The sequence below is a fragment of the Corynebacterium ciconiae DSM 44920 genome (assembly GCF_030440575.1).
Lineage (GTDB): Bacteria > Actinomycetota > Actinomycetes > Mycobacteriales > Mycobacteriaceae > Corynebacterium > Corynebacterium ciconiae.
The window spans coordinates 938,447-963,906 of the sequence record NZ_CP047189.1 but is presented as its reverse complement, the minus strand read 5'-3'; the positions used below and the strand labels follow the sequence as shown (position 1 = coordinate 963,906).

The 25,460-nt window shown below is 59.9% G+C and carries 39 protein-coding genes; 8 read left to right on the top strand and 31 right to left on the bottom strand.

The genetic code is table 11. The features are described 5' to 3' along the window. Nucleotides 1-2 precede the first annotated feature (2 nt). From CCICO_RS04315 to CCICO_RS04185, 28 genes are all read right to left on the bottom strand, one after another. Complete coding sequence (locus CCICO_RS04315; protein ID WP_018020520.1) at nucleotides 3-407, bottom strand: capsid cement protein; 405 nt, start codon at nucleotides 405-407, stop codon at nucleotides 3-5. A gap of 12 nt (nucleotides 408-419) precedes the next feature. Continuing rightward, nucleotides 420-1,577 carry a head maturation protease, ClpP-related gene (locus CCICO_RS04310; protein ID WP_301354952.1) on the bottom strand — a complete coding sequence of 386 codons (1,158 nt, stop codon included), beginning with the start codon at nucleotides 1,575-1,577 and terminating at the stop codon, nucleotides 420-422. A gap of 34 nt (nucleotides 1,578-1,611) precedes the next feature. Beyond that, entirely contained in the window at nucleotides 1,612-2,847 is a 1,236-nt protein-coding gene (locus CCICO_RS04305; RefSeq protein ID WP_301354951.1) for a phage portal protein family protein, read from the bottom strand. 18 nt (nucleotides 2,848-2,865) lie between these two features. Then, nucleotides 2,866-4,410, bottom strand: a complete 1,545-nt coding sequence (locus CCICO_RS04300) for a terminase large subunit domain-containing protein (protein ID WP_301354950.1) — start codon at nucleotides 4,408-4,410, stop codon at nucleotides 2,866-2,868. 14 nt (nucleotides 4,411-4,424) lie between these two features. Next, entirely contained in the window at nucleotides 4,425-4,730 is a 306-nt protein-coding gene (locus CCICO_RS04295) for a terminase (protein WP_301354949.1), read from the bottom strand. Nucleotides 4,731-4,927: 197 nt separating this feature from the next. Then, entirely contained in the window at nucleotides 4,928-5,695 is a 768-nt protein-coding gene (locus CCICO_RS04290) for a RapZ C-terminal domain-containing protein (protein ID WP_301354948.1), read from the bottom strand. A 225-nt stretch (nucleotides 5,696-5,920) separates the two neighbouring features. After that, a complete protein-coding gene (locus CCICO_RS04285; RefSeq protein WP_301354947.1) occupies nucleotides 5,921-6,487 on the bottom strand; it encodes a hypothetical protein in 567 nt (188 codons plus the stop codon). Nucleotides 6,488-6,497: 10 nt separating this feature from the next. Then, nucleotides 6,498-6,827 (bottom strand): hypothetical protein, encoded by a 330-nt coding sequence (locus CCICO_RS04280; protein WP_018020527.1) that lies wholly within the window; start codon nucleotides 6,825-6,827, stop codon nucleotides 6,498-6,500. 2 nt (nucleotides 6,828-6,829) lie between these two features. Next, nucleotides 6,830-7,060 (bottom strand): hypothetical protein, encoded by a 231-nt coding sequence (locus CCICO_RS04275; RefSeq protein WP_018020526.1) that lies wholly within the window; start codon nucleotides 7,058-7,060, stop codon nucleotides 6,830-6,832. A gap of 20 nt (nucleotides 7,061-7,080) precedes the next feature. Further along, on the bottom strand, nucleotides 7,081-7,671 hold the full coding sequence (locus CCICO_RS04270) for a metallophosphoesterase family protein (RefSeq protein ID WP_018020525.1): 591 nt from the start codon (nucleotides 7,669-7,671) through the stop codon (nucleotides 7,081-7,083). 27 nt (nucleotides 7,672-7,698) lie between these two features. After that, a complete protein-coding gene (locus CCICO_RS04265) occupies nucleotides 7,699-7,977 on the bottom strand; it encodes a hypothetical protein (RefSeq protein ID WP_301354946.1) in 279 nt (92 codons plus the stop codon). Beyond that, entirely contained in the window at nucleotides 7,974-8,234 is a 261-nt protein-coding gene (locus CCICO_RS04260) for a hypothetical protein (RefSeq protein WP_301354945.1), read from the bottom strand. The genes CCICO_RS04265 and CCICO_RS04260 overlap by 4 nt, the downstream gene beginning before the upstream one ends. Nucleotides 8,235-8,435: 201 nt before the next feature. Further along, the gene (locus CCICO_RS04255; RefSeq protein ID WP_301354944.1) at nucleotides 8,436-8,633 is read right to left on the bottom strand and encodes a hypothetical protein; all 198 of its coding nucleotides are present in this window, start codon (nucleotides 8,631-8,633) and stop codon (nucleotides 8,436-8,438) included. Continuing rightward, nucleotides 8,630-9,292 carry an FAD-dependent thymidylate synthase gene (gene thyX / locus CCICO_RS04250; protein ID WP_435869252.1) on the bottom strand — a complete coding sequence of 221 codons (663 nt, stop codon included), beginning with the start codon at nucleotides 9,290-9,292 and terminating at the stop codon, nucleotides 8,630-8,632. Before thyX ends, CCICO_RS04255 begins: the two co-directional genes overlap by 4 nt. Nucleotides 9,293-9,413: 121 nt before the next feature. Beyond that, nucleotides 9,414-10,088 carry a bactofilin family protein gene (locus CCICO_RS04245; RefSeq protein ID WP_018020532.1) on the bottom strand — a complete coding sequence of 225 codons (675 nt, stop codon included), beginning with the start codon at nucleotides 10,086-10,088 and terminating at the stop codon, nucleotides 9,414-9,416. After that, the gene (locus CCICO_RS04240; protein WP_026161596.1) at nucleotides 10,085-10,480 is read right to left on the bottom strand and encodes a RusA family crossover junction endodeoxyribonuclease; all 396 of its coding nucleotides are present in this window, start codon (nucleotides 10,478-10,480) and stop codon (nucleotides 10,085-10,087) included. The genes CCICO_RS04245 and CCICO_RS04240 overlap by 4 nt, the downstream gene beginning before the upstream one ends. A 2-nt stretch (nucleotides 10,481-10,482) precedes the next feature. After that, a complete protein-coding gene (dut, locus tag CCICO_RS04235; RefSeq protein ID WP_301354942.1) occupies nucleotides 10,483-10,899 on the bottom strand; it encodes a dUTP diphosphatase in 417 nt (138 codons plus the stop codon). Between the two features lie 355 nt (nucleotides 10,900-11,254). Continuing rightward, on the bottom strand, nucleotides 11,255-11,557 hold the full coding sequence (locus tag CCICO_RS04230) for a helix-turn-helix domain-containing protein (protein WP_301354941.1): 303 nt from the start codon (nucleotides 11,555-11,557) through the stop codon (nucleotides 11,255-11,257). 133 nt (nucleotides 11,558-11,690) lie between these two features. Further along, the gene (locus CCICO_RS04225) at nucleotides 11,691-12,137 is read right to left on the bottom strand and encodes a single-stranded DNA-binding protein (RefSeq protein WP_301354940.1); all 447 of its coding nucleotides are present in this window, start codon (nucleotides 12,135-12,137) and stop codon (nucleotides 11,691-11,693) included. Nucleotides 12,138-12,169: 32 nt separating this feature from the next. Next, on the bottom strand, nucleotides 12,170-12,421 hold the full coding sequence (locus tag CCICO_RS11375; protein WP_363324762.1) for an HNH endonuclease: 252 nt from the start codon (nucleotides 12,419-12,421) through the stop codon (nucleotides 12,170-12,172). Between the two features lie 58 nt (nucleotides 12,422-12,479). Beyond that, nucleotides 12,480-12,833 (bottom strand): hypothetical protein, encoded by a 354-nt coding sequence (locus CCICO_RS04220; protein ID WP_018020533.1) that lies wholly within the window; start codon nucleotides 12,831-12,833, stop codon nucleotides 12,480-12,482. Continuing rightward, entirely contained in the window at nucleotides 12,820-13,437 is a 618-nt protein-coding gene (locus tag CCICO_RS04215; protein ID WP_301354938.1) for an ERF family protein, read from the bottom strand. The genes CCICO_RS04220 and CCICO_RS04215 overlap by 14 nt, the downstream gene beginning before the upstream one ends. Then, entirely contained in the window at nucleotides 13,438-14,316 is an 879-nt protein-coding gene (locus CCICO_RS04210) for a YqaJ viral recombinase family protein (protein ID WP_301354936.1), read from the bottom strand. Then, the gene (locus tag CCICO_RS04205) at nucleotides 14,313-14,708 is read right to left on the bottom strand and encodes a hypothetical protein (protein ID WP_156809911.1); all 396 of its coding nucleotides are present in this window, start codon (nucleotides 14,706-14,708) and stop codon (nucleotides 14,313-14,315) included. Before CCICO_RS04205 ends, CCICO_RS04210 begins: the two co-directional genes overlap by 4 nt. Nucleotides 14,709-14,710: 2 nt before the next feature. After that, nucleotides 14,711-14,845, bottom strand: coding sequence for a hypothetical protein (locus tag CCICO_RS04200; protein WP_018020523.1), 135 nt, complete (start codon nucleotides 14,843-14,845; stop codon nucleotides 14,711-14,713). Between the two features lie 2 nt (nucleotides 14,846-14,847). Further along, nucleotides 14,848-15,867: a coiled-coil domain-containing protein gene (locus CCICO_RS04195; RefSeq protein ID WP_301354934.1), complete on the bottom strand. Its 1,020-nt coding sequence runs from the start codon at nucleotides 15,865-15,867 to the stop codon at nucleotides 14,848-14,850. Nucleotides 15,868-15,877: 10 nt separating this feature from the next. Further along, complete coding sequence (locus CCICO_RS04190) at nucleotides 15,878-16,027, bottom strand: hypothetical protein (protein ID WP_301354932.1); 150 nt, start codon at nucleotides 16,025-16,027, stop codon at nucleotides 15,878-15,880. A gap of 2 nt (nucleotides 16,028-16,029) precedes the next feature. After that, nucleotides 16,030-16,212: a helix-turn-helix domain-containing protein gene (locus CCICO_RS04185; RefSeq protein WP_301354930.1), complete on the bottom strand. Its 183-nt coding sequence runs from the start codon at nucleotides 16,210-16,212 to the stop codon at nucleotides 16,030-16,032. Nucleotides 16,213-16,795: 583 nt separating this feature from the next. On the opposite strand from CCICO_RS04185, the gene CCICO_RS04180 reads away from it, so the two are divergent. After that, nucleotides 16,796-17,440: a hypothetical protein gene (locus CCICO_RS04180; RefSeq protein WP_018020518.1), complete on the top strand. Its 645-nt coding sequence runs from the start codon at nucleotides 16,796-16,798 to the stop codon at nucleotides 17,438-17,440. Between the two features lie 18 nt (nucleotides 17,441-17,458). Here CCICO_RS04180 and CCICO_RS04175 read toward each other — a convergent pair whose 3' ends face one another. Continuing rightward, entirely contained in the window at nucleotides 17,459-18,223 is a 765-nt protein-coding gene (locus CCICO_RS04175) for a phage antirepressor N-terminal domain-containing protein (RefSeq protein WP_018020519.1), read from the bottom strand. Nucleotides 18,224-18,282: 59 nt separating this feature from the next. Beyond that, nucleotides 18,283-18,561: a hypothetical protein gene (locus CCICO_RS04170; RefSeq protein ID WP_301354929.1), complete on the bottom strand. Its 279-nt coding sequence runs from the start codon at nucleotides 18,559-18,561 to the stop codon at nucleotides 18,283-18,285. A 142-nt stretch (nucleotides 18,562-18,703) separates the two neighbouring features. Here CCICO_RS04170 and CCICO_RS04165 point away from each other — a divergent pair, with 142 nt between their 5' ends. The 7 genes from CCICO_RS04165 (at nucleotide 18,704) to CCICO_RS04135 (ending at nucleotide 24,793) form a co-directional block, all read left to right on the top strand. Continuing rightward, nucleotides 18,704-19,210: a helix-turn-helix domain-containing protein gene (locus tag CCICO_RS04165; protein ID WP_301354928.1), complete on the top strand. Its 507-nt coding sequence runs from the start codon at nucleotides 18,704-18,706 to the stop codon at nucleotides 19,208-19,210. Nucleotides 19,211-19,315: 105 nt separating this feature from the next. Continuing rightward, nucleotides 19,316-19,621, top strand: a complete 306-nt coding sequence (locus CCICO_RS04160) for an ImmA/IrrE family metallo-endopeptidase (RefSeq protein WP_208854335.1) — start codon at nucleotides 19,316-19,318, stop codon at nucleotides 19,619-19,621. Continuing rightward, a complete protein-coding gene (locus CCICO_RS04155) occupies nucleotides 19,618-20,442 on the top strand; it encodes an SHOCT domain-containing protein (protein WP_018020516.1) in 825 nt (274 codons plus the stop codon). The genes CCICO_RS04160 and CCICO_RS04155 overlap by 4 nt, the downstream gene beginning before the upstream one ends. A gap of 79 nt (nucleotides 20,443-20,521) precedes the next feature. Further along, nucleotides 20,522-21,682 (top strand): tyrosine-type recombinase/integrase, encoded by a 1,161-nt coding sequence (locus CCICO_RS04150; RefSeq protein WP_018020517.1) that lies wholly within the window; start codon nucleotides 20,522-20,524, stop codon nucleotides 21,680-21,682. A gap of 49 nt (nucleotides 21,683-21,731) precedes the next feature. After that, nucleotides 21,732-23,036, top strand: a complete 1,305-nt coding sequence (locus tag CCICO_RS04145; protein ID WP_026161535.1) for a magnesium transporter MgtE N-terminal domain-containing protein — start codon at nucleotides 21,732-21,734, stop codon at nucleotides 23,034-23,036. A gap of 3 nt (nucleotides 23,037-23,039) precedes the next feature. Further along, on the top strand, nucleotides 23,040-23,636 hold the full coding sequence (locus tag CCICO_RS04140) for a DUF1003 domain-containing protein (protein ID WP_018020210.1): 597 nt from the start codon (nucleotides 23,040-23,042) through the stop codon (nucleotides 23,634-23,636). Nucleotides 23,637-23,665: 29 nt separating this feature from the next. Further along, complete coding sequence (locus CCICO_RS04135; RefSeq protein ID WP_018020211.1) at nucleotides 23,666-24,793, top strand: Mrp/NBP35 family ATP-binding protein; 1,128 nt, start codon at nucleotides 23,666-23,668, stop codon at nucleotides 24,791-24,793. Nucleotides 24,794-24,872: 79 nt separating this feature from the next. Here CCICO_RS04135 and tatB read toward each other — a convergent pair whose 3' ends face one another. Then, entirely contained in the window at nucleotides 24,873-25,364 is a 492-nt protein-coding gene (tatB, locus tag CCICO_RS04130; protein ID WP_018020212.1) for a Sec-independent protein translocase protein TatB, read from the bottom strand. Nucleotides 25,365-25,460 lie beyond the last annotated feature (96 nt).

Genomic DNA, 25,460 nt, shown 5'->3' with positions numbered 1-25,460 from the left:
GTTTACTTCGCCACCGGGGCGAGCAGACGAACATCAACAGTGGCCGCGCCCTCCGCGCCGTCGCTGAGGGCCACACCCACAACCACGGAGCCAGAATCGGACACCTTGCCATCGGCGGCGGCATACACCGCAGCCCCAGCCTTCACGGACTCAGGAGCATCACACGCCACCGGAACCACAGCAGGTGCTGTGTGCACGGCCAGCACATCGGGGCGGCCGAAACGCAGATCCCCCGGCTCCCGCTCCGTGGTCTTCGCGCCAGCTTCAGTCACCGCGCCAAACACCGGCGCCTCAGCTCCGGCGTACTCGATACCATCCGAGGTGAGCTTCACCAGACGGTACTTATCAATGGACTCAGCATTGACCTTGCAAGTCACAGGCCCCTGCACAAACTTCGGATTCGACATCCACACGCCTCCTTAAACGTGAACGGCGCCGAACCCCGGCGCCGTGATCTTCTTGACAGTTACATCCCCCTGAGCGGAGCTATGTCCAAGCTCAGCGCGGGGAATGAGATCCTTAGGGATACGGGAGAGCTTCTCCCGCGTCCCCTCGGGGTCGGCCTCCATCGCGGCCATCCACCGGCTGCGCGCAGTGACAGAGATGCGGTTATCTCGGATAGCGGCATCAATGACCTCTTCACGGCCGGCCTGCTCATCGCGGGCACGAGCAGCAGCACCGTAGGCCGCTTGCTCTCGCAGCTCCTCAAGCGCGGCGGCGTCAATGGTCACCACCAAGTCCGAGGTCTCCTCAGACTCGAGGCACTGCTCCGACTCGCCCTCCTCGGCCGGCTCATCGTCGGAGGTTCCCTCCTGCTCATGCTCAGCCTCCGCAGACTCCTCGGAATGCCCACCCTCGGCAAACTCCTCGGAGTCATCTTCGGGCACAGGCGTCTCAACAGCCTGCTCAGCCAAAGCCTCATCCAACGCGGCAAGCACCGTAGCCTCATCCGCGTCTTCAGCGCAGCCCAAACGCTGCGCAAACATCTTCAAATTCATCTCAGCTCCTAAAACAGGTGCGGGGGCATCAGCACGCCCCCGATACTTGAACGCGGCCCTCACGCGAGCCGCCGGTTGCGAAGACACCGGCGACTCACGCCCGTCCCGAATCTCATCCGCCAAACCAGCGGCCACAGCCTCCTCGGCCGTGTACCACGTCTCTCGGGACATGGCCTCAAGGAAGGAATCTGCATCCCCACCGGCTCGATCCGCGTAAATCGCCGCCATCTTGTTATTCATTCGATCCAGATCGTCAGCGATACGGCGCAAATCGTCCGAACCACCGTCCCCGAAAGTCCACGCATTATGGATCATCAACTCCGCAGACGGACGCATGATCAAATGGTCACAGCCGCCCACCATGACGATTGACGCAGCGGAAGCCGCATAGCCTTCGACCACGCCAGTGACTCGACCGTTTTGGGCGCGCAGTAGATTCATTAATGCGACACCCTCAAACGCGTCACCTCCCGGAGACGAGCACCGCACAAGAAGATCACCGTCGACAGCCGCGAGCTCGGCCGCGACGTCCTTCACCGTGACACCCCACGCGCCAATCTCTCCATAAAGCTCAAGCACAGCACCCTCGTCACTATCCCTCAGTGCAAAAGGCCTATTCATTCTTCTCACCCTCCTCGTTTCTGACAGGCATGTAACTAGGGTCTTTCTGTGGCATCTGGTAGCGACGCCGCACCTCGTTCTCGCTCGACGGATCCATAAAGATCACGCCAGCGTTGACGAGCATCGCCAACGCTTCAGCAGTCAACTCCTTCTTCGATGCGATAGGATCAGCCATCAGCAGCGGTGCGGGGCCGTCGTACTCAGGCCAAGAAAGCTCCACGAGGTCTTCAACGATGTGCTGGTTAGCGGTATCGATAATCCAGTCCGCGATGGACTGCAGCGACTGCACAAATAGATCGTTCTGGGTCTCTGCCAGCGCGTAGGACCCGCCCTTTCCGGATAGATTCAGCACATGCGCGAGCACAGCCTTTGCCATCATCGAATCGTGATACTCGATAGCAGCGCGAGGGCTAGCCACCTGCCCGTTGATGCCGCGCAGCTCAAACTCAGCGCCGTACGGCACCGCAACCCCAGCGTTAGCACCAGACCGGATACCTTCCACGATGCGCTGCCCCGCCTCCATCTCCTGCTTCGGATCCTCAGGTGTGGCAGAAGCCTTATACAGCGGGATGCCCATACCGTTACGGTCGAGCGTCTGCTGCTCCAGCCGGAGAAGCTCATCACGCAAAACCCAATGCTTATAGGCGGGGCGTAAAACAGAAGACCCCACCCAAGTGGAGTCCGACGGTTCAAAACAGTAAGCGACCAGCCTGTTCACGGGAATCACCGGCCGGTCCCGCTGCCCTTCCAAGGCGACCTGTTCGATCGACTCCAGTCCGCCATCACGGGCGACGTTGATCTTCGATACCGTGCCTGGAAGGCGCGGAGCCAGCTTCACAAGATGCTCCAACCCGTCATCGCCCGGCTGGTACACCTGCTCAAAAAACATGTGACCGTAAGGCAACGCGAGCAGAGCCTTTTGCAGATGAGCGTCCCACGACACCCTGCCTCGGCGGCGAGGAACAGCCCCCTTCTCCTGCCCCAACACGGGCAGACGCAGATCCGCAGCGACGTGCTCAACGATCTCTGCCGGCGCGCCGTTAGGATCAACTCTCCACGTCGATCGGCGAATAGGGAGGGTCACAGCCCTCATGATCGACTGCACCTGCGCGTCCTGCCGCAGCATCTTCGCGTACACCCGCGTGGATTGGGGGAAGCGTAACTCCCAGTTGTCTTCCATCACTCCGCCAACCACAGAGCGTGGAGATGCGTGACCAATCTCAGCCAATGCGCGTCACCTCCCTATCTAGAAATCGAATTTTGAACGGCCACCAACAGCAGCAGCCGGAATAGCTTGCGGCATAAACGAGGGCCGCCGCATCGGAACAACTTCTTGAAGTGCGGCGCGCTCGAGCGCCAAAATCGCGAACGTTGCCGCAACAATCGGGCACCCCGCGCCGCGTACCCTTTTGACCGCTTTGCCGTACTCGCCGATCTCACGCTCCTCCACGACAGAAAGCGCCTCCAGCCATCGAGGATCACCGTCATGAGTCAGTCCGCCTTCATGGACGAGCTGCTGCATCAGCATGTAGGCCTTCGCGACATCCCGCGCTTGCAAAATCATCGGCTCCACCCCCAGATCACGGATACCACGCTCAATCGTCGAGGCGGGGCCGCGCACATCAATAGCAGCGGCAAGCGGATCATTCAGCTCAACAGCCGTCCCTAGATCGGACAACAGGGCGTCACGGTCAAACTCGCTGCGATCAGCCAACGACAAATGCACACCATCACGTGTCTTCACGGCCGCGACCATCGCGCAGCTAGCCCCATCCACATTCACATCAACCCCGATAGCGGACTCACGTAGCCGCGTCACAGCCGGCGAATCGCACGCCATCTCGCCCCAATCATCAAGATCAATAATCGGCACGAAATCCGACTCATCACCGTCACGCGGAACCCACCGGCCAATGCCAAGAGTCTCCACGAGATAAGCATCCCGCAACTCCTCAGATACGCGCGCGGACTCCGCATCCTTACGGGCATCCCTGTACTGGGCGCCCACCCCTGAACGAGTCAGGGAAGGATTCGACTGGATCAACGCCTCATCCGAGTAGATGTCCACCTGCTCAGGATCGGCGGACCACTCCATGAAAAGAGTGCCCGGCGCCTTATCCATGCCGGCCCAGCGTTTAGCCGAGAACGTCCCGCCGTGCATGTGCTCAGCGGAGTTCACCGGCGAGGAAATGAAAATCGTATGGGAATTCTGCTTCGCGCGCGTCGTCTTCGAAATCGCGGCATGCACCTGCGTTGGTAGGTTGAAGCACTCATCCAACACCAGCAGATCAATCGACAACCCACGTCCCGTTTTCTCCGTGCGCGTGCGGAACCGAGCCTTGGCACCATTCGGGAACACGATGCCCTCTTTCCCGTTTGTACGAACAAGCATCGGCACCCCTGGGGCGTCTGGATCATCCTCCCACCAGTAGTAAAGGTTCTCGTTACCCTCGATAATCTCCCACAGACGATCACGAGCATCCACAGCCGTATCCAGAAAGTGAGCAGTATGCAGCAACTCCCGCTCACCGAAAAGGAACACCCCAGCCAGCTCACGGGCAACCAAAATCTCACCCTTACCGTTTTGCCGAGGAACAACGATCACCGACTCAGACGCAGCCCACAGCCCATCATCACCCGTGGTGCACATCGCCCGCAGAACATCCTCCTGCCACGGGAAAAGCGTCATGCCGGCCCAACGGGCAAACTGCACAGCCTTCTCGCCGCGCGCAGGATCACCCTCCGGTATCGAAGACAGACGCGGATACCTACACCCCATCAGCTCCGTCATGATGCCCCACCGCCTCACACGATCTTGAACTCCGGCTTCTCACGCCTCGGACGAGACTTCTTCTGCTCCCCAAACAAATCTGGCCGGTCCTTCACCCAACCACGAATCTCAGCCGACGCGCGCTTCTCAACCATGAGCGCCGGATGCTCCACCATCCCGTCAGATCTCTCCAACATGATCCCCTCAGCAGCGATCATGCGCTGCGCATCCTTCACACGCAGCGACAAGCCAGCGACCGCCAGAACAGCGGACACATCAACTGGGTTGAGATCACGCCCACCGCGCAGCCGCTCATACTCCTCGTTCAGCCGTTCATCCATCTGGATCACTCCTTCCCGCCGAGAACTCGGCACGCCGTACGCCCATCTAAGCCGCTAGGGGTTCAACAAACCCACAACAAGCCCCGTTCTCGCCCCAGCGGGCCTGTGAACGCCTCTAGGGGGCGCTTGGCGCTACGGGGAGAGAGAATGCGACTCCGGCCATGCGAGTGGGGTCGCCTGCCCCATGCCCCTTGAGATTATTGGGGGGTGGGGTGTCCTCGTGGTGTGGTGGGTGGTGGGGGTTTCCATTGGAAGGTTGGGGTGTTGGTTGGTGTTGGGTTGGGTTGGTTGTTTGGTGTTATTTGGAGTGCTGGTCGTAGGTGGTCTCGTGTGCCGTTTTGGCGTGCTGAGTTGCAGGTGAAGTGGAGTAGTCTTCCGGCGGCTTGGTGGCGGGATGCTCCTCCGGCTTGGATGTGGTCGGCGGCGAGGGGTTTCCCGTCGTGGTTTTTTTCGGCTTCGCGGTACATGGGTTTGCCGCACCACCAGCAGGGTTGGCCTTGGGTCATGGTGGCGAGTAGTGCTTTTCGGGTGCGTTTGTGTCGTTGGTCGTAGCCGCGTTGTTTGGTGGTTTTCGCGCTGCTTGTGCTGCTTGCTTGTGGTTTTGTTTTGGCTGCCTGTTGCTTGCGGGTGTTGAGTGTGGTGTGTTCTATCCGAACTTCGTGGCCTTTGTTGGTGAGGTTCGCGGCGAGTAGTTCGGCGAGTGCGACGCTGCGGTGTTTGCCTGCGGTGCAGGCTATCGCGATGGTGATGTCTTTGTTTTTGCCGGTGTTGTGTGCGCGGCGTGTGAGCGCGTCGAGTACGTTGGCGAAGTCATCGTGATCGCATAGCCATTGTTGTACTTGTGGCGATCGCCCGTCGCGTGGACGTAGTGCTGGCTCGTTGTGTGGGTTCGGTAGTTGGCTAGCGTCGTATCGGATAGTGGCTGGTATCCGCTGCTTGCTTGGGTGGCTGATGATGTGGATCATGGTGGCCTCCCTTGGTTGTTCGTGGGTATGCGAAAGGCCCCCAAAGAATCGTGTTCCTTGGAGGCCTTCTGTTTCGAGCTCGGCTTGCCGCAGGTTTGGGCATCTCACCTAGCCGCCGCGGGGGTACTGCCTGCGGGGTGGGCATAGATAAAGCCCCGGGGGATGTCATTCCCTCGGGGCATATCTCTGTCGTACGTCAGTATACCACAGGGTGGAACCTATCCACTAGTCCTTGCGGGCTTGTCGATACTGATGGGTGCTGTATCTTGTGCCGTCGGGCATTCTCCACGCGGTGATTCCATGCGCGGCGCAGTACTTCCTTACCGCGCGGGGGGTGATGTTGTAGGCGTTCGCGATCTCCCCGGCGGTGGCATAGTCGGGAAGCTTGATGCCGCCTGGTTCTGGGAGTGGGGTTAGTTGCTGGGCGAGTCTGTGGGCGAGATCGGTTAGCTCCTCGACACAGTCTTCGACCCATGGCATTGCGGCGAGCTGCTCGGCGTGGCGCGCCATCCATGCGCACCAGAATCCTTTCTCGGCCACGTCGGTGGGGATGAGTATCTGCGCATCCATGCTCAGGTTGCGTGCCCACCCAGCGGTTATGGGGGTGATGGTGTCCACGATGGTTGCGAGTAGCTGCTGGTCGCAGGGGGTGCTGTGCCGGTTGCTGCCGCGTATTCCGGTTTCGTTTCTTCGGGCTTGCCCGTAACCAGAGTCGTAGAGCAGTGTTTGTGCTTGGTGGGTTAGCCCGGCGAGGGCGCGTAGGAGTATCCGCAGGTCTTGCGGCGTGGTCACTTGGTTCCTCCTAGGGGGTGTGGGTGGTGACGCGGAGTTCTTCGGGGTTCCAGCCGTTTTGGGTCAGGGTGTAGTAGACGCGTAGCGCGGCGGTGTAGGTGGTGGGGTGGGTGTAGTTGATCCACCCGTCCTCGGGGTCTTCCAGCTGAAGGACGTGTGCGGTGGTGTTGACGGTGTGCAGGTGGGCGAGGATGGTGTTTGCCGCATCGAGGATGGTTTGGGTGTCCTCTTCGGTGAGAGCATCGTCGGCGAGTGCGTGTTGCACGGTTTCGCGATCGGCGCCTAAGAAACAAAACCTGATCGTTTCGCGCGCGTCTTCGTAGATGTCTACAGGTTCCATGGTTACCTTTCTTTGATTGGTGTTCCGTCGGGGTTCCAGGCGGGTGGTAGGTCTTGCCTTGGGGTGATGGTGGAGAGTGGTACGCCGTCGAGCAGTTCGGCGTCGATGGGGTTGAGCACTGTGGCGAGCACCTGTTTGTACTGGTCAGACCAGTACAGGTTGACGATTACCCAGTTCTCGATTGAGAGGGTGCAACATGCGCCGATGTGCTCGCGCTGTTCAGTGGGTGTCATGTCTGCGAGGGTGCGGCGTTTCATGCGTGGCTCGCTAGTAGCTTGTCGATGCGGCCTTTGGGTACGGGCCTGTAGTTGTGGGCGTCGACGCTCACGCAGATTTGGGGAGTTCCGCTTTTGGTGTGGCTGAGCGACTGGGTGGCGTGGGTGTGCCCGTGGATGATTGGTGCGCCTTCATCTGGCAGTCGCCACTGGGTGTACCGGTCTGGGGTGCTGTGATCGCCTTCGTAGGGGAAATGCGAGACGAGGCACCGGCGCCCCATGGCGCGGGTTGTGTCAGCAGTGGTGACAGTGCTGAAGACCCTAAGGTATTCGTCCACGTGCTTCTTCCAGTTCCTGTGCATCGGGTGTACAGGGTCGTGGTTTCCGGCGATGAGATGCAGCTCTGCGCCGGTGAGTGACCTGATTGGGGTGAGGCAGTGGAGGCCGTATTCCCAGTCGGCGTTATCGGTGACGTCGCCGAGGATGTAGAGGGTATCGCGCTTGCCGAGTGTTGTCGCGAGCTGCGAGAGGATGTGGTTGTCGTGGGCAGGCGCGTTCGGGAAGCCGCGGTGCTGGGCTACGGTGTCGTGGCCGAGGTGCAGGTCCGCGGTGAAAAATATTTGGTTCATGCTGGTCTCCTTATCGGGTGGAGCTGCTCATTCGAATACCTCGGGTTCTCCTACTAGGCGGCGCACGATGCGTGTTTCTTCGATAAAGCGATCCCGCTGCTCTTGTACGCACGTGGCCGAGTAGTCACCCCAGCGGGTCTCCCACTCGGGGGCGAGCCATTCCCACCCGCCGGTGTTTTCGTCGAGGTATTGGACGGCGTACTCGTATGTCATTCCGGCGATTGTCCGATAAGCGCGCCGTTCGATGCGGCTGGCCGTCGGCTTGGATTCCAGCCGTGCACGTGCCTGCTCTGGGGTGATGTTCATAGACTGTCGTTGATCTGCCCGATCACCCAGTGCAGGGCGCCACGTACTTGGAGGGATTCACAGGCGCGGGCTTCTTCCTCGATACGGCGGATGAGGCACTGTACAGCTGTATCCCTGTCGTAGAGCGGGTCAATGTAGCGGGGTATCTCACCCGGCTTAGACACCACATAGCCTCGCCAGCGGAGTTCATCGATGAGAGCATCCTCGTCCGCTTCGTCGAGGTACTCGTCCACGTTGACGTCTGCTTCAATCAGCATGTCTAGCTCCTTTCGTCGAGTAGGTCGAGTGCTGCGGCGAGGCACACGCGGCTGGTTGGCGATCCGGTCACTTGGCGCCCCTTTCGGCGCGTGCTTGCTTGGCGTGCTGTATGTGTGCTCGTTGCTGGTTGAGGTGTTCGGTGGCGGTGTGTAGCCGCAGCGCGGCCCGGTCACGTAGCCGCCGGAAAAACACGATGAGATTCACTGCTGTCCCCCTTCGTTGAGGATTGATTGGATGCGGGTGAGCTGGTCACGCTGATGGCGTTTGGTGGCTTTGAGTGCGGCGTCGAGGCGTTCGATAGTGACCGCCGCGTTTTCCAAATACCCGCAGGTAGTGGTGTCCTTCGGGATTTTGGTTGCCCTGTCCCGCAACCGGCGGGCCACCTCGGCGGGGGTCATTGCTGCTCCTTGGTGAAGATCACGGGGGCGACGGGCTGCAGGGCCTCTCGTGCTAGCTCCATGACGTGCTGCATTTCGGCGTCCGCGTCAGGCGCGGTGCGGCGCTGGATCACATCGTGCCACGCGCGGAGGTTGCCGGTCACCACGATGCGGGTTTCGGTCATATTGGGAAGAACAGCTCGTGCGGCTTCACGGGCCTGCTTACGGGGAAAGCCTTCTTCCAGCAGTCTCTCGACTAGGATTTTGTAGCTCCGTCGAGCCTCGCGCGCCCAATCCTGCATGGCTTCGGTAAGAGAGCAGTACAGGCCATCAGTGAAGGGCTCTTTATCGTCTCCGATGTATGGCTCCAGCCCACTAACAGCCGGCGGGATAACTGGGCTAGCTTCGGCCTCGTCCACGTAGCGCTGCGATAGCTGCGAGTAGGACAGGTGCCGGTGCCGGATGAGTTCGTGCGTGAAAGCGCGGGACACGCCGGTGAAATACAGGGTGGCGGTGGCGTGCTCCGCGATTGACCAGTGATGCTGCTCGAACAAGGTGCGCTGCAGGTAGTCGGCATTCTTGCGGGTGGCGGGGTTCGGTTTATGGAAGCTTTGATAGCAGGCGCGGCCCGCGAACTCGGCCAGATGCTCAGCGTCAGTGGCCTCGGGGTCACGGCGCATGATCTGTCGAGGGTGGTCTTCGTCGCCGCTGAAAGCCAGCTGCGTGTGTGCAACTAGATGCACTTTAGGTTGAGTGATGGTCATTCTTCTCCCTTTCGATGGGGCTAGAAAATTTGAGGGTTTACTGCGCCCATTTCTTCATTCGGGCGCGGCACAGTTTCTCGACTAGCTCATATTCTGCGATCCAGCGCTGCTTTTCGTCGTCGGTGCCCACCCATTTCTCGGAGCGGCGCTGCACTTCGTCGGCCATTTCATCGAGCGGCCCGGTCCAGCACCCAATTGTGATGATCTGCGGGTGGCCGTTTTCTTGCCTGGCGAAGGTGATGGTCGAGTCCTCGGATCCGATAGGTTCGATGATGAGAATGTCTTGCTTTGATTCGAGCCTCGCACGCATATGCACTTCCGCGTCGCCGTGCACTTGCGCGGTGCCGGACATTACTGTGTTGCCGTACACGCGCGCTTGTCCGCACGCCACCGCGTCGCCGGATATTTCTGCTTCGCCATGCACTTCCGCGTCGCCGGACACACGTGCGTTGCCGGACACTTCCGCGTCGCCAGCCACCCACGCGGTGCCGGACACCCACGCGTTGCCGGACACACGTGCGTCGCCGTACACGCGTGCGTTGCCGGACACCCACGCTTCGTCTTGGAGATTTCCCTCAAACTCGACCCATCCACCGAGGTCACCAGCCCTCACGCCGCGCTTTCTTAGTTCACGGGTGGCACGGATACGGTGCAGGGTCTGCCCCGCGGGTTCAATAGTGTCGCCGGTAAATTCGTAATGCAGATCAGTCATGGTTGGTCTCCTTGGATGGTGATTTTCGCGCCGGTGAATCCGTCTTCGGGGTAGGTTTTCGCGGCGCGGAGGGTTGTGACACGGGCGTCGTTGCGGATGACTCCGGATTGCTCGAGGCCGTCCAGCGTTGATCGGCATAGCTTGTCCAGGTCGGGCGCGGTTGCCGGCAACATGAAGCGGGGTCGTTTCGGTCGAGGAAGGTAGAAAACGATATCCACGGCCAAGGGCTGATCCAGTGGATCTTTGCCTTGATGGGTGGTTGCGGCCGCGATTTTCACGGCGCGTCTCCACGCGGGGAGCTTCTTCGAGGACTCGACCATACGGCCGCCGCCAATATGCTTTTTGCTGCCTTGAGGCGCTGGGATACCGGGAACAAGGATTGTGATGGGCATGTTTACTTGCCTGTGCTCCCGTATCCGCCGGCGCCGCGCTGGGTGGTATCGAGCGGGGCTTGCGTGTAGCTGGGCGTGGAGTGCGGGGCGATTACAAGCTGGGCTATGCGGTCGCCTTCGTTGATGGTGACGGGCTTGTCGCCGAGGTTGATCAGGATCACCCCGATCTCGCCTCTGTAGCCTGAGTCGATCACGCCGGGCGAATTCAGCACCGAGACGCCGTGTAGCGCCGCCAATCCAGAGCGGGGGCATACTAGCCCCACGTGGCCTTCTGGGATGGCTAGGCGGCATCCTGTGGGTATTACGGCGTGTTTACCGACGTGCAGGGTGATGGTGGTGGTTGCGGTGAGGTCCCCGCCGGCGTCTCCTGGATGTGCGCGGCTTGGCGGTTGTCCTTGATACGGGATAGTGAGACTCATTGGTTGTCCTTTCGGTGATGTGGGCATGGTTAGGTGCGCGCTCGTTGTGGGCGCGTGATGTGGGTGATGGGGGTTGGTGATGTGTGCGGCGTGTTGTTTCGCCCGCCGCCGGCCGCTAGGTGGCGTATGCCACGTTGCGGAGCATTACCGGTTCGGGTCTGGGGCGCTAGCCCCAGTTACAGAAGGTGGGGGGTTAAGGGAATGAAATGACCGTCCCCCACCTTCGAGGTTCCCTTACTGTTAGTTACTGTCTTTATGTGGCGTGGGTGCAACATTGAATGTGGCGTGGGTGCAACATTGAATGTGGCGTGGGTGCAACATTCAAAATCGGCCGAATGGTGCATGGGTGCAACATTCACTCGCCCTTCTCGGGCACGTTGAGTACCCACACAACAGGACGGCGCCCACCCCCTCGGCGCGTCACAAGAGACTGATCCCCACGCACAATCAGCCCCTCGGATTGAAGCTTCTTAAGACACCTATGAACAGTGCTGCGGTTCATCCCCAGCCGATCCGCGATGAACACCGTGGAGGGCCACGCCTGCTGCCTCCCGCCGTGATCGCGGGCCTTGTCAGCCAGAAAATACAAAACAGCCCTCTCAGTAGGGCTAATATCATCTACCTGGTCACTCACCCACGCCACTGCGTGGATACTCAAATTCACCTCCTTCCAACTGCCGGCACACGGCGGCGATAGCGTAAGCCACCTCCGCCGTGACGTGAATATTCATGCGATACGCGTAGAGCGCGATACCCTCCGCGCTCAACTCATCGTGAGACTGCATAGAGAATCAGAACGGCGGGGCATCATCATCCGATCCACCAAACCCACCCCTGTCATCCTGCACAGCCCAACCGCTACGCTCCTGCCGTGAAGAACGAGAAGACTGCTGGCCCTGCCCCGACTGCTGCGCGTGAGGCTGCAACCACACATCAAAGCAACGCATCTCCAGCCGAGAACGCCGCTGCCCCTCCTTATCCTCCCAGCTGCGCGTATACAGCTTGCCCTGCACGAGCACCTTCTGCCCCTTCGACACCAGCGGCGACAACGCTTCAGCCTGTTCACGCCACACACTGGCGTCAAAAAACAATTGATTCGAGTTCTCCCACTGGCCATTCTCGTTCTTACGGCTATCACTCACCGCGATACGCATCGACAGCACAGCATCCCCGCCGGGTGTGAACCGCAGCTCCGGCTCGGCAACGAGACGCCCCACATAGGTTTGGACAGGATTCATAATTCATTCCTTTCTCAAGCCAGACCGTCTGGCTAAAAATTTGGGGACACATCGCACAGTCGCGTGTAGCCCCCGTTCTGATATCTCACTGGCACACCGGCAGGATCCCGTGTGCCGGGCACAATCAAGCCACGTTCCCGTGCTTGTGCAGGGTGTCGATGCACCCACTCGTGGCATGTGTGACAGAGCAGCACTAGATTCTCTGTGGTGTGGCCGCCGCCCTGAGACCGCAGCTGCCGGTGGTGAAGATGCTGCCCCTCCCACACACACGCGGGCGGCACCATCGCCTCACACACCCCGTTCGAGCGCACATGCACCGCAGCAACCACGTCAGGCGGGATACTAGGCTTCCCCACGGCCAGCCACCCCATACGCCGCGCGCACCGAGGCGCTGATGGACTGATAGGCGCGCAGCTCCAGCTCCAACGCCTTCAACAACCGATCAGCGTGCCGATAAGCCTGCTCAGCAACATCACGCTCCGCGCGCGCATCCTCGGTCTCCAACACCGCGCGCTGCTTACGATCCTCCACGCTGCCCTCAGCGGCGAGATAAGCAGCGGCCCGTACCCGATCAAACACACGATCCTTCTCCATGAACTCGCCATAAGCGCGGGAAAACACCCCAATACCCTTAGCGATACGATTCACCAGCTCACGGATGTGGGACTCGATCTGCGGCGGACTAAGCGGATCCATCGTTATCGCCCACCCTGTTCAACGCGGCCAGAGCGATCTGCTGCTTCTCCGAGTCCGCCTTACGGGACCAATAATCGACAGCTGTCTTCAAGGGAGTGACGTCACCCTTTGCCACAAACTGCTCACACTGATCCTTGAACCTTGCTAACTCTTCCGCTCTCACCTGGCTAGGATCAATGGCCTCATAGGTGTCATGATCTGGATCAGGCTCATCAGTTGGCAAGCACAGCGTCTGCAGAAACGCTGTGCGGAACGCAACAGAATGAGCCTTGGCTGTGGCCTTATCCCCGTTGTCGAAGGCTTCCCCCCACACCACAGTCGAAAGTGAGTCACCCGCTGGGCCGTACCAGTCCACTTTCATCTGCAAGCGGCACACCGTGGCCTGCCCACCATTGCGTGTAGGCATACTCGAGTATTGAGCATCCAAAACACTAGGGACCGCAATCACGCCGTGCTTGCGTAGAGCAGGTCCACACGCGTTCATTACCGCGTCAATGCCTCGGAACTTGAACCGCTGGTGGGTGTTCTCATCGTTTTTGGCAACGTGGGATACGTCTTTCATCACGGCCGATAGAGCCTCTACGATCGTGGGCTTCTCTGACATTTAGGCCACCTCCGTGACGCGCAGCGTGCGTTTCGTCGCCGGCACCTCGCGGGTAAACTCGGCCGCCAAATCAGGATGCGCCTTGGCGAATTCCTTGCCCTGCCACGTGCGGCGCGGCTTCGGCAGCGTGTACGACAATCGCAAACCCGCGCCTTCGTACGACACATCACTATCGCCTAGCGCTTCCCGCAACCGGTCGAGTACTTCCCGCTCCTCTTCCTCAAGGGGGCGTTTCATCAGCCGCAGCTCCTTAATACGCTGCAGCAGCTCATCAACCTCTGGGCGGGATTCATCGTCTCGCCAATCGCCCGCAAGGAACTCGTCGCGTATGGCGCACAGCTCCTCGATGCGCTTGTTGTTACGCTTCACCACACACCACTCGATCCGGCCCGGCGTGAAGTCCGTGTGAGGCTCCCACAGGAAAATGCACTCCTGCGCGCCCGTGACCATCAGCTGCCACTGCACCTGGTCGAAATACCGCGCAGGGATAAAGTCACGTGGATCAGCACCATACGGCGGGACAGGCCAAGCATTCTCGGCCTTCACCGTCTTGATCTCGGCCAACAGCCCGTCATCATCCAGCGCCACCATGTCCGGCGAGCAGGCGGACACACCATCGTCATGCACATACAGATCCGAGGAATGCTCTAGCCGAGAGTCCACAAACATCCGCGCATACTCGGCGATCTCCGGCTCACGCGACTTACCCCACTCCGTGTAAGCGTTACCGTGGAAACTCGACTCGCCGGTCTCGCGTTCACGCCACAGGCGCGGCCACTCGGCGCGTGACGCGGCCAGCCGGGCAATCATCGTCGCCGTGATATAGCTACGGCGGGCCTCCAACCAGCCCGCCTCATCATCGAAAGTTAAAACCTTCATTTACCTGCCTCTTTCTTGTTGTGGTAGTTTTTCGCGGCGTGGATGTCGCGCTCCTCGGCGGCGCGCAACGCCATCGACAGTGCTTTCTGCAGACGCCTCACGCGCTTGTCGATACTCTCCGGCAGCGGGCCGGTCAGTTCGCGCAGCTCGCCGATGCCTTGCAGCCAGCGTCGAAGATCCTCACTGCTAGCGATGTGATCGGCCGTGGATTGATCTATCAAGTGGTCGCGCTGGTACTCGTCCCAATCCGAGAGGTCGTAGGCGGGGTACAGCGTCTCAACTGCGTTCCGGAAATGCTTGCCGCAAAAACGGCCTAGCGGCACGCCGTGGTCCTCGAGTCGGTGAGTCGCGTCCTGATAGCAGCGGGTGTAGTCGCAGGGGATTCGCATCACGATCACTCCTTGGCCGCTTCTACGCGGCTCTCAACGTAGAGGTCGTAGGCGCGGCGCTTACGCTCTTCGTCTTCTTCGTCCCAGTACACGTCGCGGGGTTCTACCCACTCCGGCTCGTGCAAATAGCGTCGATACATGGCTAGTCCTTTCGGTATGGTTCAGTCAGTTCGTAGATGCGTTCAACGGCGCTCTCGTCTTCGTCGAGGTACAGCCTCTCCGCTTGGCGGGCGATACGCCGCAGCAGCGGCTCCCCAGAGTTCTCACGTAGCTTGGTCAGCTCCCGCTGGTAGTGGCTCCGCAGCGCGTCCACATCTGTGAGGTGCCGCTTTTCGGCGGCATGCAGCTCCTCCTTCGCTTCACGCAGCCACTGCTCGTGGACTTGTAGCTGGTGCGGGTAACGCTGATCCTCGAGGTGTTTCAGCCGCTGGGACAGCTCCTCGTTCTCACGCCGCAGAGCATCCAACTGTTCCTCGTGCTTGGCCTTCATCCGTTCGATACGGCCAGCGTGCCTAGTTTTCAGCGCAGCTATGTTCTTCGCGTCCGCGTTATGCTTCCGCCGGTATCTCCTGCATTGTTCGCGCAGCTCAGCTAACTCTTCTTCATTGCTGCTGTCGGGGCTTGCACACGCTAGCCGCATCGCCCCCACTGACGCCGAGGTCCACCAAGACACAAGACGGCGCAGGTTCCTAACCTCCTCAAGACGGGCATCCAACTTGTCCCGCTCCTCGGCCAGCTCGTCCTTCACCTCGTCCACATAGTCCTCGAGCGACAAAACGTCCTCATCGCGTCTCGCCAGATCAGCGCGCAGAGCATCAACCTCCTGACACACGCCCTCCAGCCTCTCCACCTCGGCGTGGGACTCGACCAGCTCGGACCGTAGCTCATCCACCTCACGGGACAGAGCCTCACGCTGCTCCTCCAACGCGTCCCGATCACCGGCGGTCTCATCCATCATCTCGAGGTCACGGTGCGCTGCGGCCAGCTGCTCCTCCAGCTCGGCGACACGTCTCCGCCCATCCCGCACCTCATCGGCGAGAGAATCCCACGCCATCGCGCGCTGCTCCTCCGAGGGCGCGAACCTGCGCACCTCACCGACCAGCCGATCAGCCAGCTCACCAGCCGTGCTCTCGCCGCCCTCGACAGAAATCGTTATCTTCATTGAAGTCTCCTTATCCCGTGATCGCCCAGGCGAAACCAAGCCCAATCAAAACGCCGTAGGCGAGCGCGAAAACCCATGCTTGCCACGGCCACTCTGGGGTGCGGCCCTCATCCACCAGCACCCCCGTAGCCCGCGCCAACGCCTCAACAGAATCACTCATCGCTAACGCTCCCCCGCGATCATTCGGTCAACAACAACCTTCGGGATGCGGATAGTCGATCCGGCCATAATCGGCCGGAACCCGCACTCGGGGTCCTTCACATGCCGGTAAAGGGTGGACTGCGGGATGCCGAGCATCCTCGACACCTCCTTCACCGTGTAGGTCAACTTCGTGGTATCGTTCATCGCAGATTCCTTTCGCAAGAATCACGGCCCCGCGGTGGTACCAGCACCAGCGGGGCCTTAACTATTGGGGTAAAAAGAAGAGCGCAGGCGAGCAGCAACAGCTCAGCCCGAAATGCTCAAAACAGGCATCATGGCTGTGCTTCCCAAAAAGGTGGAGAGAAACCCAGATGAACCCACCTACGCTCAGTGCCCGGCGCGGAATCGAACCGCGCAAAAACCATTCGGGCAGTATTTGTATTCGCGCTGGTCGTTCCCTCGCCGCGGGTAGCGAACCTGCAGCGGTGTAGCCACGCGATCTAGCGGGTCGTCGCAATCTACTCACCATGCTCGCCGCTCCATCGCGCGCCGTATCTCACCAGCGCTGTGCTCTATTCAGATCTCAAATAACACGGCCACAAGGGCCTAGTGCCCGGCGCGGAATCGAACCACGCGGATCAACCATTCGGGCCGCACAGAATTAAATCTGTGACGCATTAGGCGGGCATAGTAGATACCCCGCTATGACGAAATGTGACGAAAGTTTCAGGCACACCAACCCTCGGGAAACTGCACCTAGGGGGCTATCTCTAGCTAGACTCGAAACATGGATTTAGCGATTCTCTTCGCCGGCATTGGTACTTTCACCGGCATTGTCGGACTGCTCTACGCGCAACTCGCGCATCGCAGCGCGAAGGACGCTAACCGCATCGCAGAGCGGGCACTTACGGAAGCCGAAGAATCGAATCGCATCGCCGTACAAGCGAACAAGCTGGCTGAAGACTCGAACACGATCGCTAACCGAGCCATACTCATGACGAGCGAGGACTTCGAATACCAATGGAGACTCCACGTCAATCAAGACGGAACAATGTGGATCTCCCACGACGGCACCCACGATGCTCTCGATCTGACCTTGTTCGTTGAGGCGAAGCGCTCGGGCAATGCTATAGCCCCGCTCAGCGCCTATCACCGGCACGAGAACGAAGTTTCCCCTGGTGCTCAGCTGTTCTTCGATGTTCAAAGCATCTTTCCGGAACTCACGAGCAAGGCGCGTTCCCAGAGACGCGAGATCATTGCTATGTTCGAAGATTCCGCTATCTACGGCAGTCGAAATCCCGTGAAATTCACTGTCGTTGCTAACCTGAAATTCAAAACCCCTGGAGGCCGGCAACTCGGCAACGTCCTCGAGCACCGCATCAGCTGCCGCGAGAATCAAGCTGGCATCATTGAATTCACTCAAATTGACTGACATGGTTCTTACATACCTTTATGCCGCGTAGTGGGTGTTCCAGATGGATTCCATGAGGGGCCGGTCAGCTTCGGTGTAGCCGTAGACGTCGATGATGCGGCCGTTAGATAGCTCGATCGGCGCTTTTTGCGGGGCGGTGCCATGACTTTTCGTCCACTGATTCTTAAGCCGTTTCCCGAATCCGGGAGCTTTAGCGGAGAGCTGCTTCTTCGACAGGCCCTTCTCCTTCAGGAACGACTGCACATAAAGCGGTTTCGTGGAGGGGTCTAGCTCTGGGGCTTCTCCCATTCCTCGGGCGAGGATGATGCGTGCTTTAGCCTCGAGGAAGTCGCTGTGAATGAGTCCCTTAGCGGCCTGTGCGAGTTCCATCTGGGATCGCAGCTCGAACATGAGTGCTTTTTGCTGGTGCTCGTTGGCGTGGGGGTTGATCGCGCCGCCTTGGTGGAAGTACCTGTCGAGCGCGTCGGCGGCTTCGTTTTGGAATGCCTCAAGTGTGGGGCGGGCCTCGGCGGCAACGCGGTTGGTGTCGATCGTGGCGAGCCACATGGTGAGGGTACGACGATCAACCATGAACATTTCGCGGCCTTGTCCGCCTACCTGCAGGGTCATCATGACCCCGCAGGCCCACGGCTTCTCATGAAGCTTCCGGCGCTGGCTCTTGCTGTCGAGTCCGAGCGTCTCGCAAACATGGGTGACGCTGGCCCATTCTTTCCCGTCGGCCTGCACGGCCTTCAGGCTGGCTCCAGCACCAGGCACCGGGATAGTGACAAGATCATTACTCATGATGTATACTCCTTAATTGTTCTTGGTTTTGCCCCATCGTTTCGGCGGTGGGGCTTTTCTTATGCGGCGGCTCGGCCTGTTGCTCGGCTATAGACGCGAGCGCGGCGCCGCTCCGCTTCCTCTTCGACCACCACGAAGGCTTCGTCAAACTCGACCGGAAAAGTCATTAGGACAGTTCCGATACAGCGCGGGCTTGCTTCGGCCGTTCCGGATAGCCAGCGAGATGCTGTGGACTTCCCCACCCCCATTACTTCGGCAATGCCGGTGAGGGTGCCGTATTTCTCGATAATCTCGTCTACCCATTCGGAGCGAACGCGGGTGGTCTTTACTGTTGCCACTTCGTCCTCCTTTTGTTCTTTCGCTGGAACCTTGTGTTCCTCTGCTGGAACTTAAGTTAGCACAATGGTTTGACACCTGCAACCCTTGGTTGCTTTGTTGGTCTGACTTGCACTGTTGCAGGGTTGGAACTAGGCTGGATGTATGACTGAAACACGATGGTGGAAATACCTTCAAGGCCTTATGGGCGGCCAGACTCAACTCGAGGCTGCGAAGTTCATCGGGATCTCAAAGAGCAACATCACCCGATGGAAGAATGGCGCCCGCGCCGACCCGGATTTTGTCGTCAAGGTCGCCCGCGCCTACGGCGCCAATGTCCTTGAAGCGCTCGTGGAGGCCGAGTTCATCACTGAGAAGGAAGCGCAGCTGCGCGAGGTTGCCCCCACTCTCGACCTCGAGGACATAAGCGCGGATGCCCTTCTCGACGAGCTACAGCGCCGCGTAGACCGCTTCAACTTCATCAAGAACCTTGAGATCACCGATGAGCCGGACATGACACTCGAAGAAGCAGTGGACGAACTGGAAGAGCGCCGTTCGATGAGGCCTACCCCCAGTGTCTCCCCCACCTCATACAGTGACGACATCCCAGAAGACGCAGTCGCCTACCACGACGACGAGATGGGCGGCACCCCAGACGACTTCGAGCCATAAGGAGGCCCATTGGTAGCTATCCACGAGCTGCACGAGCTAGCCCACACCCTCGGAATAGAGCTCGTGCACCACACCGCCGGCCCGCTGGGCTGGTACTCGCACTCAATGCGGCGAATATCAACCCGGCGCGGCCTAGCCGTTTGGGACTACCGCAGCGTTCTCGCACACGAGCTAGGTCACGCCACATACGGAGACGTTGCTAGCGACTGCGGGAGAACCAACTCCAAGCAGGAGCGGCGCGCGGACCTCTTCGCCGCTGAGCTACTTATAGACCCCCAACAGCTCAGTGACTTAGCCCTGTGGCACCGCCACGACTTCAGAAGCCTAGCCGCAGACCTAGAAGTAACCCCTTCCCTTCTCAAGCTCTACATCGAGCATCACGACATCTCTTTAAAGGAGACAGTGCCATGAGCAAATTCGAGGCGGTCAACGGATACACCGTGATCAACCATGAGGATTCGACGGTCACGATCTACCGGAAGACCATGAAGAAGAAGACCACTATCCCCGCCGAGTACATAGTGGGATACGAGCTTCATAAGCGGTCGGTGATGTTTCACGATCTGCTCGCACTCGATTTGGACCATCCAAGCTTTTTCAAGTGCAAGCCCACCGAGTGGCCTTCTGACCTGTATCACATTGCGGTGAAGAAGAAGCAGTTCGAGCAGCTTCGCGATGAGCTGCATTCCGTGCTCGACCGGACTAGAGGTGTGGAGCGTCGTCCCTACAAGATTGCTCCTCGGGCTGATTTGATCGCTAAATCTGTGGCTAAACGAGACGCTAAAGGAAAGGATGTGATCGAGTTCGGCGAGCTACTGGTCACGGACGAGTACGTCTACCATCAGGGCGTGAGGGAGCCTGTAGATGGGGTGACAGCTCGGATCGAGACCGAGGAATCTTTGCAGGGGCGAATGTCGGCTGGGCGTGTGGTTGGGGGCGCAATCCTCCTCGGGCCAGTTGGTGCACTGCTCGGCGGGATGGCTAGGAAGAGTGATAAGCGCGTCTACCTGTCTATTCAGCTTCCAGAAGGCGGCGAGCTTGTGGCTGCTGGAGGGCCTGAAAGTGAAGAGTCGGCTCGGAAAATCGTGGGGATTTTAGGCTCTCCGAACGACCGCGTCGAGCAGCAAGAGGGCGGTCTCGACTACCTATCCAGATTGGCTGATCTACACGCTCGAGGCGTGCTGGATGATGAAGAGTTCAGTGTCGCGAAACGGAAGCATTTAGGGCTGTAGGCGCGTGAAAATGCCCCGCGTCCTTGTGGGAGGTGGCGCGGGGCATATGTGTCTCAGATAAAGACAGGACTTATATTACATGGCTATTCAGAAACGCTCGACTAAGTCGGGCAAGACACGTTGGGTTGCGCGGTATCGTGACCACGCCGGCAAAGAGCACTCCAAGAGCTTCGATACGCAGCGTGAGGCGAAAGCCTTCCTGCAGGAGCAGGAGCGCTCACTGCGGCGCGGAGAATGGGTCGATCCCAAACAGTCGCGCATCACCGTGCAAGAACTCATGGAGCAGTGGATAGAGCGGCCAATGAGAGAGAACAGCCGGTCCGTGTACGAGCAGACCCTCGCTAATCTCGGCCCCCTGGCTGAGATGCCTATCCTGCAGCTCACGCGCGTAGACGTGGACGGCTGGTACAAGCAGCTCCTCTCACATAGGCCATGGCGAGGCCCGCAGGATAAAGGCGTGTCTGAAACGACGGCGCGGGCGATGGTCGCGCACCTGTCGAGCCTGGCGAAATATGGCGTCGAACTAGGGATACTGACGAAAAACGTGGTGAAAGTACCACGCTCCACGGGTAAAGGTTCACGCGCGGTGCAGCGCTCCCAGCTGCCTACCGTAGAGCAGATCAGAGCCGTAGCGGACTACCTAGAAAGAGGCGTGCAGAGACGATCCAATCCGTCGCTGGCGGCGATGGTGATCTGCGCCGCTGGCACCGGCATGCGGGCCAGTGAGCTATGCGGGCTGCAGGTACAGTCGGTGGATTTCCTACACCGCAGAGTGCACGTCACCGCACAGATGGATAGTCGGGGCCGTGGCTTGGCGCCGCTGAAAACCACCGCTAGTGAGCGGACACTACCCGTATCCGAGGAGACGCTCATGGCGCTCGATAAGATGTGCGCGGGAAAGCAGGGAGATGAGTGGGTTTTCACAAATCTCTCTGGGGGGACGTACCGGCTGAATACGGTTACGGCGCCGCTTCGAAGAGCGGTGCTGCACGTAGGGGCTGATTTCACTTTTCACGGGCTTCGGCATTTCTACGCGTCTCGATTGATTGATGCTGGGCTGTCAGTCGCAGCGGTGCAGCGACTGATGGGCCACGAGAGCGCGGCTCTCACGCTGTCTACCTATACCCATCTTTTTCCGGATGCTGAGGAGCAAGCCCGCGCCGCAGTGCAGGGGATCTTGGAGCCGCGCGGGATCGATGCGGGATCGAGGGGCGGCGGCGCTTCGTTAAGGGGTCTATGAGCTGGTTTTATTGCCTCGATGAGAAGGCGAGTAGATATACTGTCTAAATATGAACGCAGTGACGAGAGTATATGCCGGCCGACTGGCTGGAATGGTAGTGCGTAGCCCCGACGCCGAACCCATTGGCCGTGTCCGCGACGTCGTAGTGATGATGCACGGGCACGAACACGACTCTCGTGTCTTGGGGCTCATCGTGGCCTTGCCGTCTAAGCGGCGTATCTTTTTGCCGATGCTGCGTGTAGCCACCATCGAGCCCCAGGAGATTGTTCTCGCCTCTGGGCAGGTATCGATGCGTTCCTACCAGCCCCGCGAAGGCGAGACCACGATTTCCCAGGACATCATCGGCGCCAAAGTGCACGTAGATGATCCAGAGCTGGAAAATATCCACGGCAAAGCCGTCGAGGTCGCGGATGTGGAGCTCACCCGCACCCGTTCCCGGGATTGGGTTATTTCCAAAATCGCGGTTAGCGCCAATAAGTCCACCTTCGGCCGCCGCCCCACCCTCTATGTCACCCCGTGGAAGTATGTGCACGGCCTGGGCGAGACCGCCACGAGCCAAGAGCAGGAAACCGCCAAGCTGCGCTCCCAGTTCGAAGAGATGCGCCCCGCCGATGTGGCCCCGCTGTTTTATAACCTAAGCGCCGACCAGCGCCGCGCAGTCACCAGCGGCATGAATGATGAGCAGTTGGCCGATATTCTGCAGGAGCTCTCCGAAGAACGCCAGGCCGAGTTGATTGAGGAGCTCGCCATCGAGCGCGCCGCCGACGTGCTGGAGGAGATGGACCCAGATGACGCGGCGGACCTCCTCGAGGAGCTTCCCGACGCCACCGCCGATGTGCTGCTGGAGCTGATGGATCCTGAGGATTCCGCCCCCGTGCGCCGCCTGATGAGCTTCCAACCCGATACCGTCGGCGCGCTCATGACCTCCGATCCTTTGGTAATGACTCCCCAGCGCACAGTGGCCGAGGCGCTCGCTATGGCCCGCAATCCTGATCTGCCTACTTCCCTATCCTCCATGGTGTTTGTGGTGCGTCCCCCCACGGCCACTCCCACCGGCACCTATCTGGGATGCTTGCACCTGCAGAAATTGCTACGCGAACCGCCCTCAGAACTTATCGGTGGTTTGCTCGACCCAGATCTGCCGCCGCTCTACGCCGATGACATGCAAGAAACCGCTGCCCGTTATTTCGCCACCTATAACTTGGTGTGTGGACCGGTGTTGGACGATGACGGCCACCTACTCGGCGCCGTTGCCGTCGATGACCTGCTCGATCACATGCTGCCCGAGGACTGGCGCGAAACCGGCATTCGCCCCGCCCAGCCTGCCACCACCACGCCCGCACAGGAGGCCTAGCTCATGAGCGATTACCGCAATAGCCTTGATACGCCTATGGCCACGCGGCGACGCCGCTTCCGGATCAACGCCGATGCTGTGGGAGCCATGGCTGAAAACGTCGCCCGTTTCTTCGGCACCGGTGAATACCTGTTTTGGCAAACCATCTTCGTGATCACGTGGATCGTGCTCAACCTGGGCGCGTGGAAATGGCAGTGGGATCCCTACCCCTTCATCCTGTTGAACTTGGCCTTTTCCACCCAGGCCGCCTATGCGGCGCCGTTGATCTTGCTGGCGCAAAACCGCCAAGAGGATCGCGACCGTGTTGCCTTGAGCGAGGATCGCCGCCGTGCTGCCCAAACCAAGGCCGATACGGAATTCCTCGCCCGCGAGTTGGCGTCGGTACGCCTCGCCTTGGGCGATAGCGTCACCCGCGATTACCTGCGCCGTGAGATGGAGGAGCTCTCCGGCTTGCTCGAGCGTATCGAGGCGAAGCTGGATGATGAGTCCGCAGCTCGTATCGCCCGCGAGCATGGCGAGCACGGCGGACACCAGTCGTCCGAGTTCCACGAGCCCACCCAAGGCGATGTGGTGGATACTCACCACCGCCCCCACAACTAAAGCGTTCAGTCAGGAAACCCCGCATCCCGATGTCTCATATTGAACAGTCCCACATCCTCCAGGCTCTGTCTCGTGTCGAGGATCCCGAAATTGGTCGCCCCATCACGGAGCTCGACATGGTCAAGTCCGTGGAGATCACCGGCACTGATGTGGCAGTGGTGATCTATTTGACCATCGCTGGCTGCCCCATGAAGTCCACGATCACCGACAACGTCCGCGCCGCCATCGAGGAGATCGACGGCGTTGGCGAGGTCACGGTTAGTACTGATGTGATGAGCGATGAGCAGCGCCGCAACCTGCGTATGCGGCTGCGTGGCGGCCAGGATGATCCGGTAATCCCTTTCTCCCAGCCCGACTCCACCACTCGCGTCTTCGCGGTGGCCTCCGGCAAGGGAGGCGTAGGCAAATCCTCCATGACGGTCAATCTCGCCGCCGCCCTCGCGGCGCGTGGTCTCAGCGTGGGCATTCTCGACGCCGACATCTACGGCCACTCTATCCCGCACATGCTCGGTAGCTCCGAGGCGCCGAACATGGTGGAAGACATGATCATGCCTCCTCAGGCACATGGCATCAAGCACATCTCCATCGCTCACTTCACCGAGGGCAACGCGCCTGTGGTGTGGCGCGGGCCGATGCTGCATCGCGCCATCACCCAGTTCCTCACCGATGTCTTCTGGGGAGATATCGACGTACTCCTGGTCGATCTCCCGCCCGGCACTGGGGATGTTGCCATCTCGATCTCTCAACTGCTGCCCACCGCGGAGCTACTCATCGTGACCACCCCGCAGGCCGCAGCCGCCGAGGTTGCCGAGCGCGCCGGCACCATCGCCCAACAGACTCGGCAGCGTGTGCGCGGTGTGATTGAAAATATGGCAGCCATGGTGCTTCCCGATGGCAGCACCATGGACATCTTCGGCACCGGCGGCGGCGAAACCGTCGCCACCAGGCTCAGCGAGCTACTTGGCACCAGCGTGCCCTTGCTCGGATCGGTGCCACTGGATCCGGCACTGCGCGAACAGGGTGATCAAGGCACGCCTATCGCCCTGCACGATCCCGCCAGCCCTTCCGGCGCAGCGGTCACCGCGATCGCGGATCAGCTTCTTCGCCGCGAAGGCTCCTTAAGCGGCGTTCAACTGGGGGTAAACCCCACTCGCTAAGCGAGTGATAAGCCACAACCCCGCTTCCCTGGCTACCGGCCAGCACGGAATGCGGGGTTGTGGTCAATTTATATGCCTGCTAAGTGATGTCATCCCAGCTGAAATTGCGGTTCTGTGGCCCGCTGGGTGGCATCTGCTGCGGCTGCTGCGGCTGCTGCGCACTGCCGCCGGTGGATGGGCTGTGGGTGTTGGGCACCACCGTCGAGCCCGACGACGGGGTAGCTGAGCCCTGTTCGCGATAGGCCTCACCTTGGGTATCGCTTGCCATGATCTTCTTCGGATCGAAAGCATCCAGATACGATCCATCGCCATCGAAAAGCGCTTTGGTGAGCGCAGCCTTCGGGCCCATAGCGGTGAACTTTGTGAACTCCTGAACGGGGCGAGCGACCTCCTCGAACTCGGGGCCAATTTCCTCGTTCAATGTCTGCTTGGTGCGGTTGATTGCGTCACGGGCGGCGATAATTGCTGCGCGGATATCTTGGATCACGCGGGGCAACCGGTCTGGGCCGACCACGATGAGGACGACGACGCATACGACGAAAATTTCGCCCCAGCCAATGCTAGAAAACACCAGTCCCTCTTTCTTGTTCGCAGCAACTGACAACCGCACGACACTGCCGCTATCAGATTCTAGCGTGCCCGCCACATTCCTCGGCATAGGGACAAC

Excerpts from the sequence above, each read along its gene's own strand:
- CCICO_RS11375 (WP_363324762.1), bottom strand. The coding sequence starts at position 12,421 with ATGGTGCCGCCCGCGTGTGTGTGGGAGGGGCAGCATCTTCACCACCGG.
- CCICO_RS04255 (WP_301354944.1), bottom strand. The coding sequence starts at position 8,633 with ATGACCCCCGCCGAGGTGGCCCGCCGGTTGCGGGACAGGGCAACCAAA.
- CCICO_RS04290 (WP_301354948.1), bottom strand. The coding sequence starts at position 5,695 with ATGATCCACATCATCAGCCACCCAAGCAAGCAGCGGATACCAGCCACT.
- CCICO_RS04135 (WP_018020211.1), top strand. The coding sequence starts at position 23,666 with ATGTCTCATATTGAACAGTCCCACATCCTCCAGGCTCTGTCTCGTGTC.
- dut (WP_301354942.1), bottom strand. The coding sequence starts at position 10,899 with ATGAGTCTCACTATCCCGTATCAAGGACAACCGCCAAGCCGCGCACAT.
- CCICO_RS04315 (WP_018020520.1), bottom strand. The coding sequence starts at position 407 with ATGTCGAATCCGAAGTTTGTGCAGGGGCCTGTGACTTGCAAGGTCAAT.
- CCICO_RS04140 (WP_018020210.1), top strand. The coding sequence starts at position 23,040 with ATGAGCGATTACCGCAATAGCCTTGATACGCCTATGGCCACGCGGCGA.
- CCICO_RS04200 (WP_018020523.1), bottom strand. The coding sequence starts at position 14,845 with ATGTATCGACGCTATTTGCACGAGCCGGAGTGGGTAGAACCCCGCGAC.
- CCICO_RS04245 (WP_018020532.1), bottom strand. The coding sequence starts at position 10,088 with ATGACTGATCTGCATTACGAATTTACCGGCGACACTATTGAACCCGCG.
- CCICO_RS04210 (WP_301354936.1), bottom strand. The coding sequence starts at position 14,316 with ATGAAGGTTTTAACTTTCGATGATGAGGCGGGCTGGTTGGAGGCCCGC.
- CCICO_RS04240 (WP_026161596.1), bottom strand. The coding sequence starts at position 10,480 with ATGCCCATCACAATCCTTGTTCCCGGTATCCCAGCGCCTCAAGGCAGC.
- CCICO_RS04215 (WP_301354938.1), bottom strand. The coding sequence starts at position 13,437 with ATGTCAGAGAAGCCCACGATCGTAGAGGCTCTATCGGCCGTGATGAAA.
- CCICO_RS04280 (WP_018020527.1), bottom strand. The coding sequence starts at position 6,827 with ATGGAACCTGTAGACATCTACGAAGACGCGCGCGAAACGATCAGGTTT.
- CCICO_RS04155 (WP_018020516.1), top strand. The coding sequence starts at position 19,618 with ATGAGCAAATTCGAGGCGGTCAACGGATACACCGTGATCAACCATGAG.
- CCICO_RS04270 (WP_018020525.1), bottom strand. The coding sequence starts at position 7,671 with ATGAACCAAATATTTTTCACCGCGGACCTGCACCTCGGCCACGACACC.
- CCICO_RS04165 (WP_301354928.1), top strand. The coding sequence starts at position 18,704 with ATGACTGAAACACGATGGTGGAAATACCTTCAAGGCCTTATGGGCGGC.
- CCICO_RS04190 (WP_301354932.1), bottom strand. The coding sequence starts at position 16,027 with ATGAGTGATTCTGTTGAGGCGTTGGCGCGGGCTACGGGGGTGCTGGTG.
- CCICO_RS04275 (WP_018020526.1), bottom strand. The coding sequence starts at position 7,060 with ATGACACCCACTGAACAGCGCGAGCACATCGGCGCATGTTGCACCCTC.
- CCICO_RS04150 (WP_018020517.1), top strand. The coding sequence starts at position 20,522 with ATGGCTATTCAGAAACGCTCGACTAAGTCGGGCAAGACACGTTGGGTT.
- CCICO_RS04220 (WP_018020533.1), bottom strand. The coding sequence starts at position 12,833 with ATGGATCCGCTTAGTCCGCCGCAGATCGAGTCCCACATCCGTGAGCTG.
- CCICO_RS04175 (WP_018020519.1), bottom strand. The coding sequence starts at position 18,223 with ATGAGTAATGATCTTGTCACTATCCCGGTGCCTGGTGCTGGAGCCAGC.
- CCICO_RS04265 (WP_301354946.1), bottom strand. The coding sequence starts at position 7,977 with ATGAACATCACCCCAGAGCAGGCACGTGCACGGCTGGAATCCAAGCCG.
- CCICO_RS04260 (WP_301354945.1), bottom strand. The coding sequence starts at position 8,234 with ATGCTGATTGAAGCAGACGTCAACGTGGACGAGTACCTCGACGAAGCG.
- CCICO_RS04300 (WP_301354950.1), bottom strand. The coding sequence starts at position 4,410 with ATGACGGAGCTGATGGGGTGTAGGTATCCGCGTCTGTCTTCGATACCG.
- CCICO_RS04295 (WP_301354949.1), bottom strand. The coding sequence starts at position 4,730 with ATGGATGAACGGCTGAACGAGGAGTATGAGCGGCTGCGCGGTGGGCGT.
- CCICO_RS04225 (WP_301354940.1), bottom strand. The coding sequence starts at position 12,137 with ATGAATCCTGTCCAAACCTATGTGGGGCGTCTCGTTGCCGAGCCGGAG.
- CCICO_RS04185 (WP_301354930.1), bottom strand. The coding sequence starts at position 16,212 with ATGAACGATACCACGAAGTTGACCTACACGGTGAAGGAGGTGTCGAGG.
- CCICO_RS04180 (WP_018020518.1), top strand. The coding sequence starts at position 16,796 with ATGGATTTAGCGATTCTCTTCGCCGGCATTGGTACTTTCACCGGCATT.
- CCICO_RS04145 (WP_026161535.1), top strand. The coding sequence starts at position 21,732 with ATGAACGCAGTGACGAGAGTATATGCCGGCCGACTGGCTGGAATGGTA.
- thyX (WP_435869252.1), bottom strand. The coding sequence starts at position 9,292 with ATGCGCCGTGACCCCGAGGCCACTGACGCTGAGCATCTGGCCGAGTTC.
- CCICO_RS04160 (WP_208854335.1), top strand. The coding sequence starts at position 19,316 with ATGCGGCGAATATCAACCCGGCGCGGCCTAGCCGTTTGGGACTACCGC.
- CCICO_RS04195 (WP_301354934.1), bottom strand. The coding sequence starts at position 15,867 with ATGAAGATAACGATTTCTGTCGAGGGCGGCGAGAGCACGGCTGGTGAG.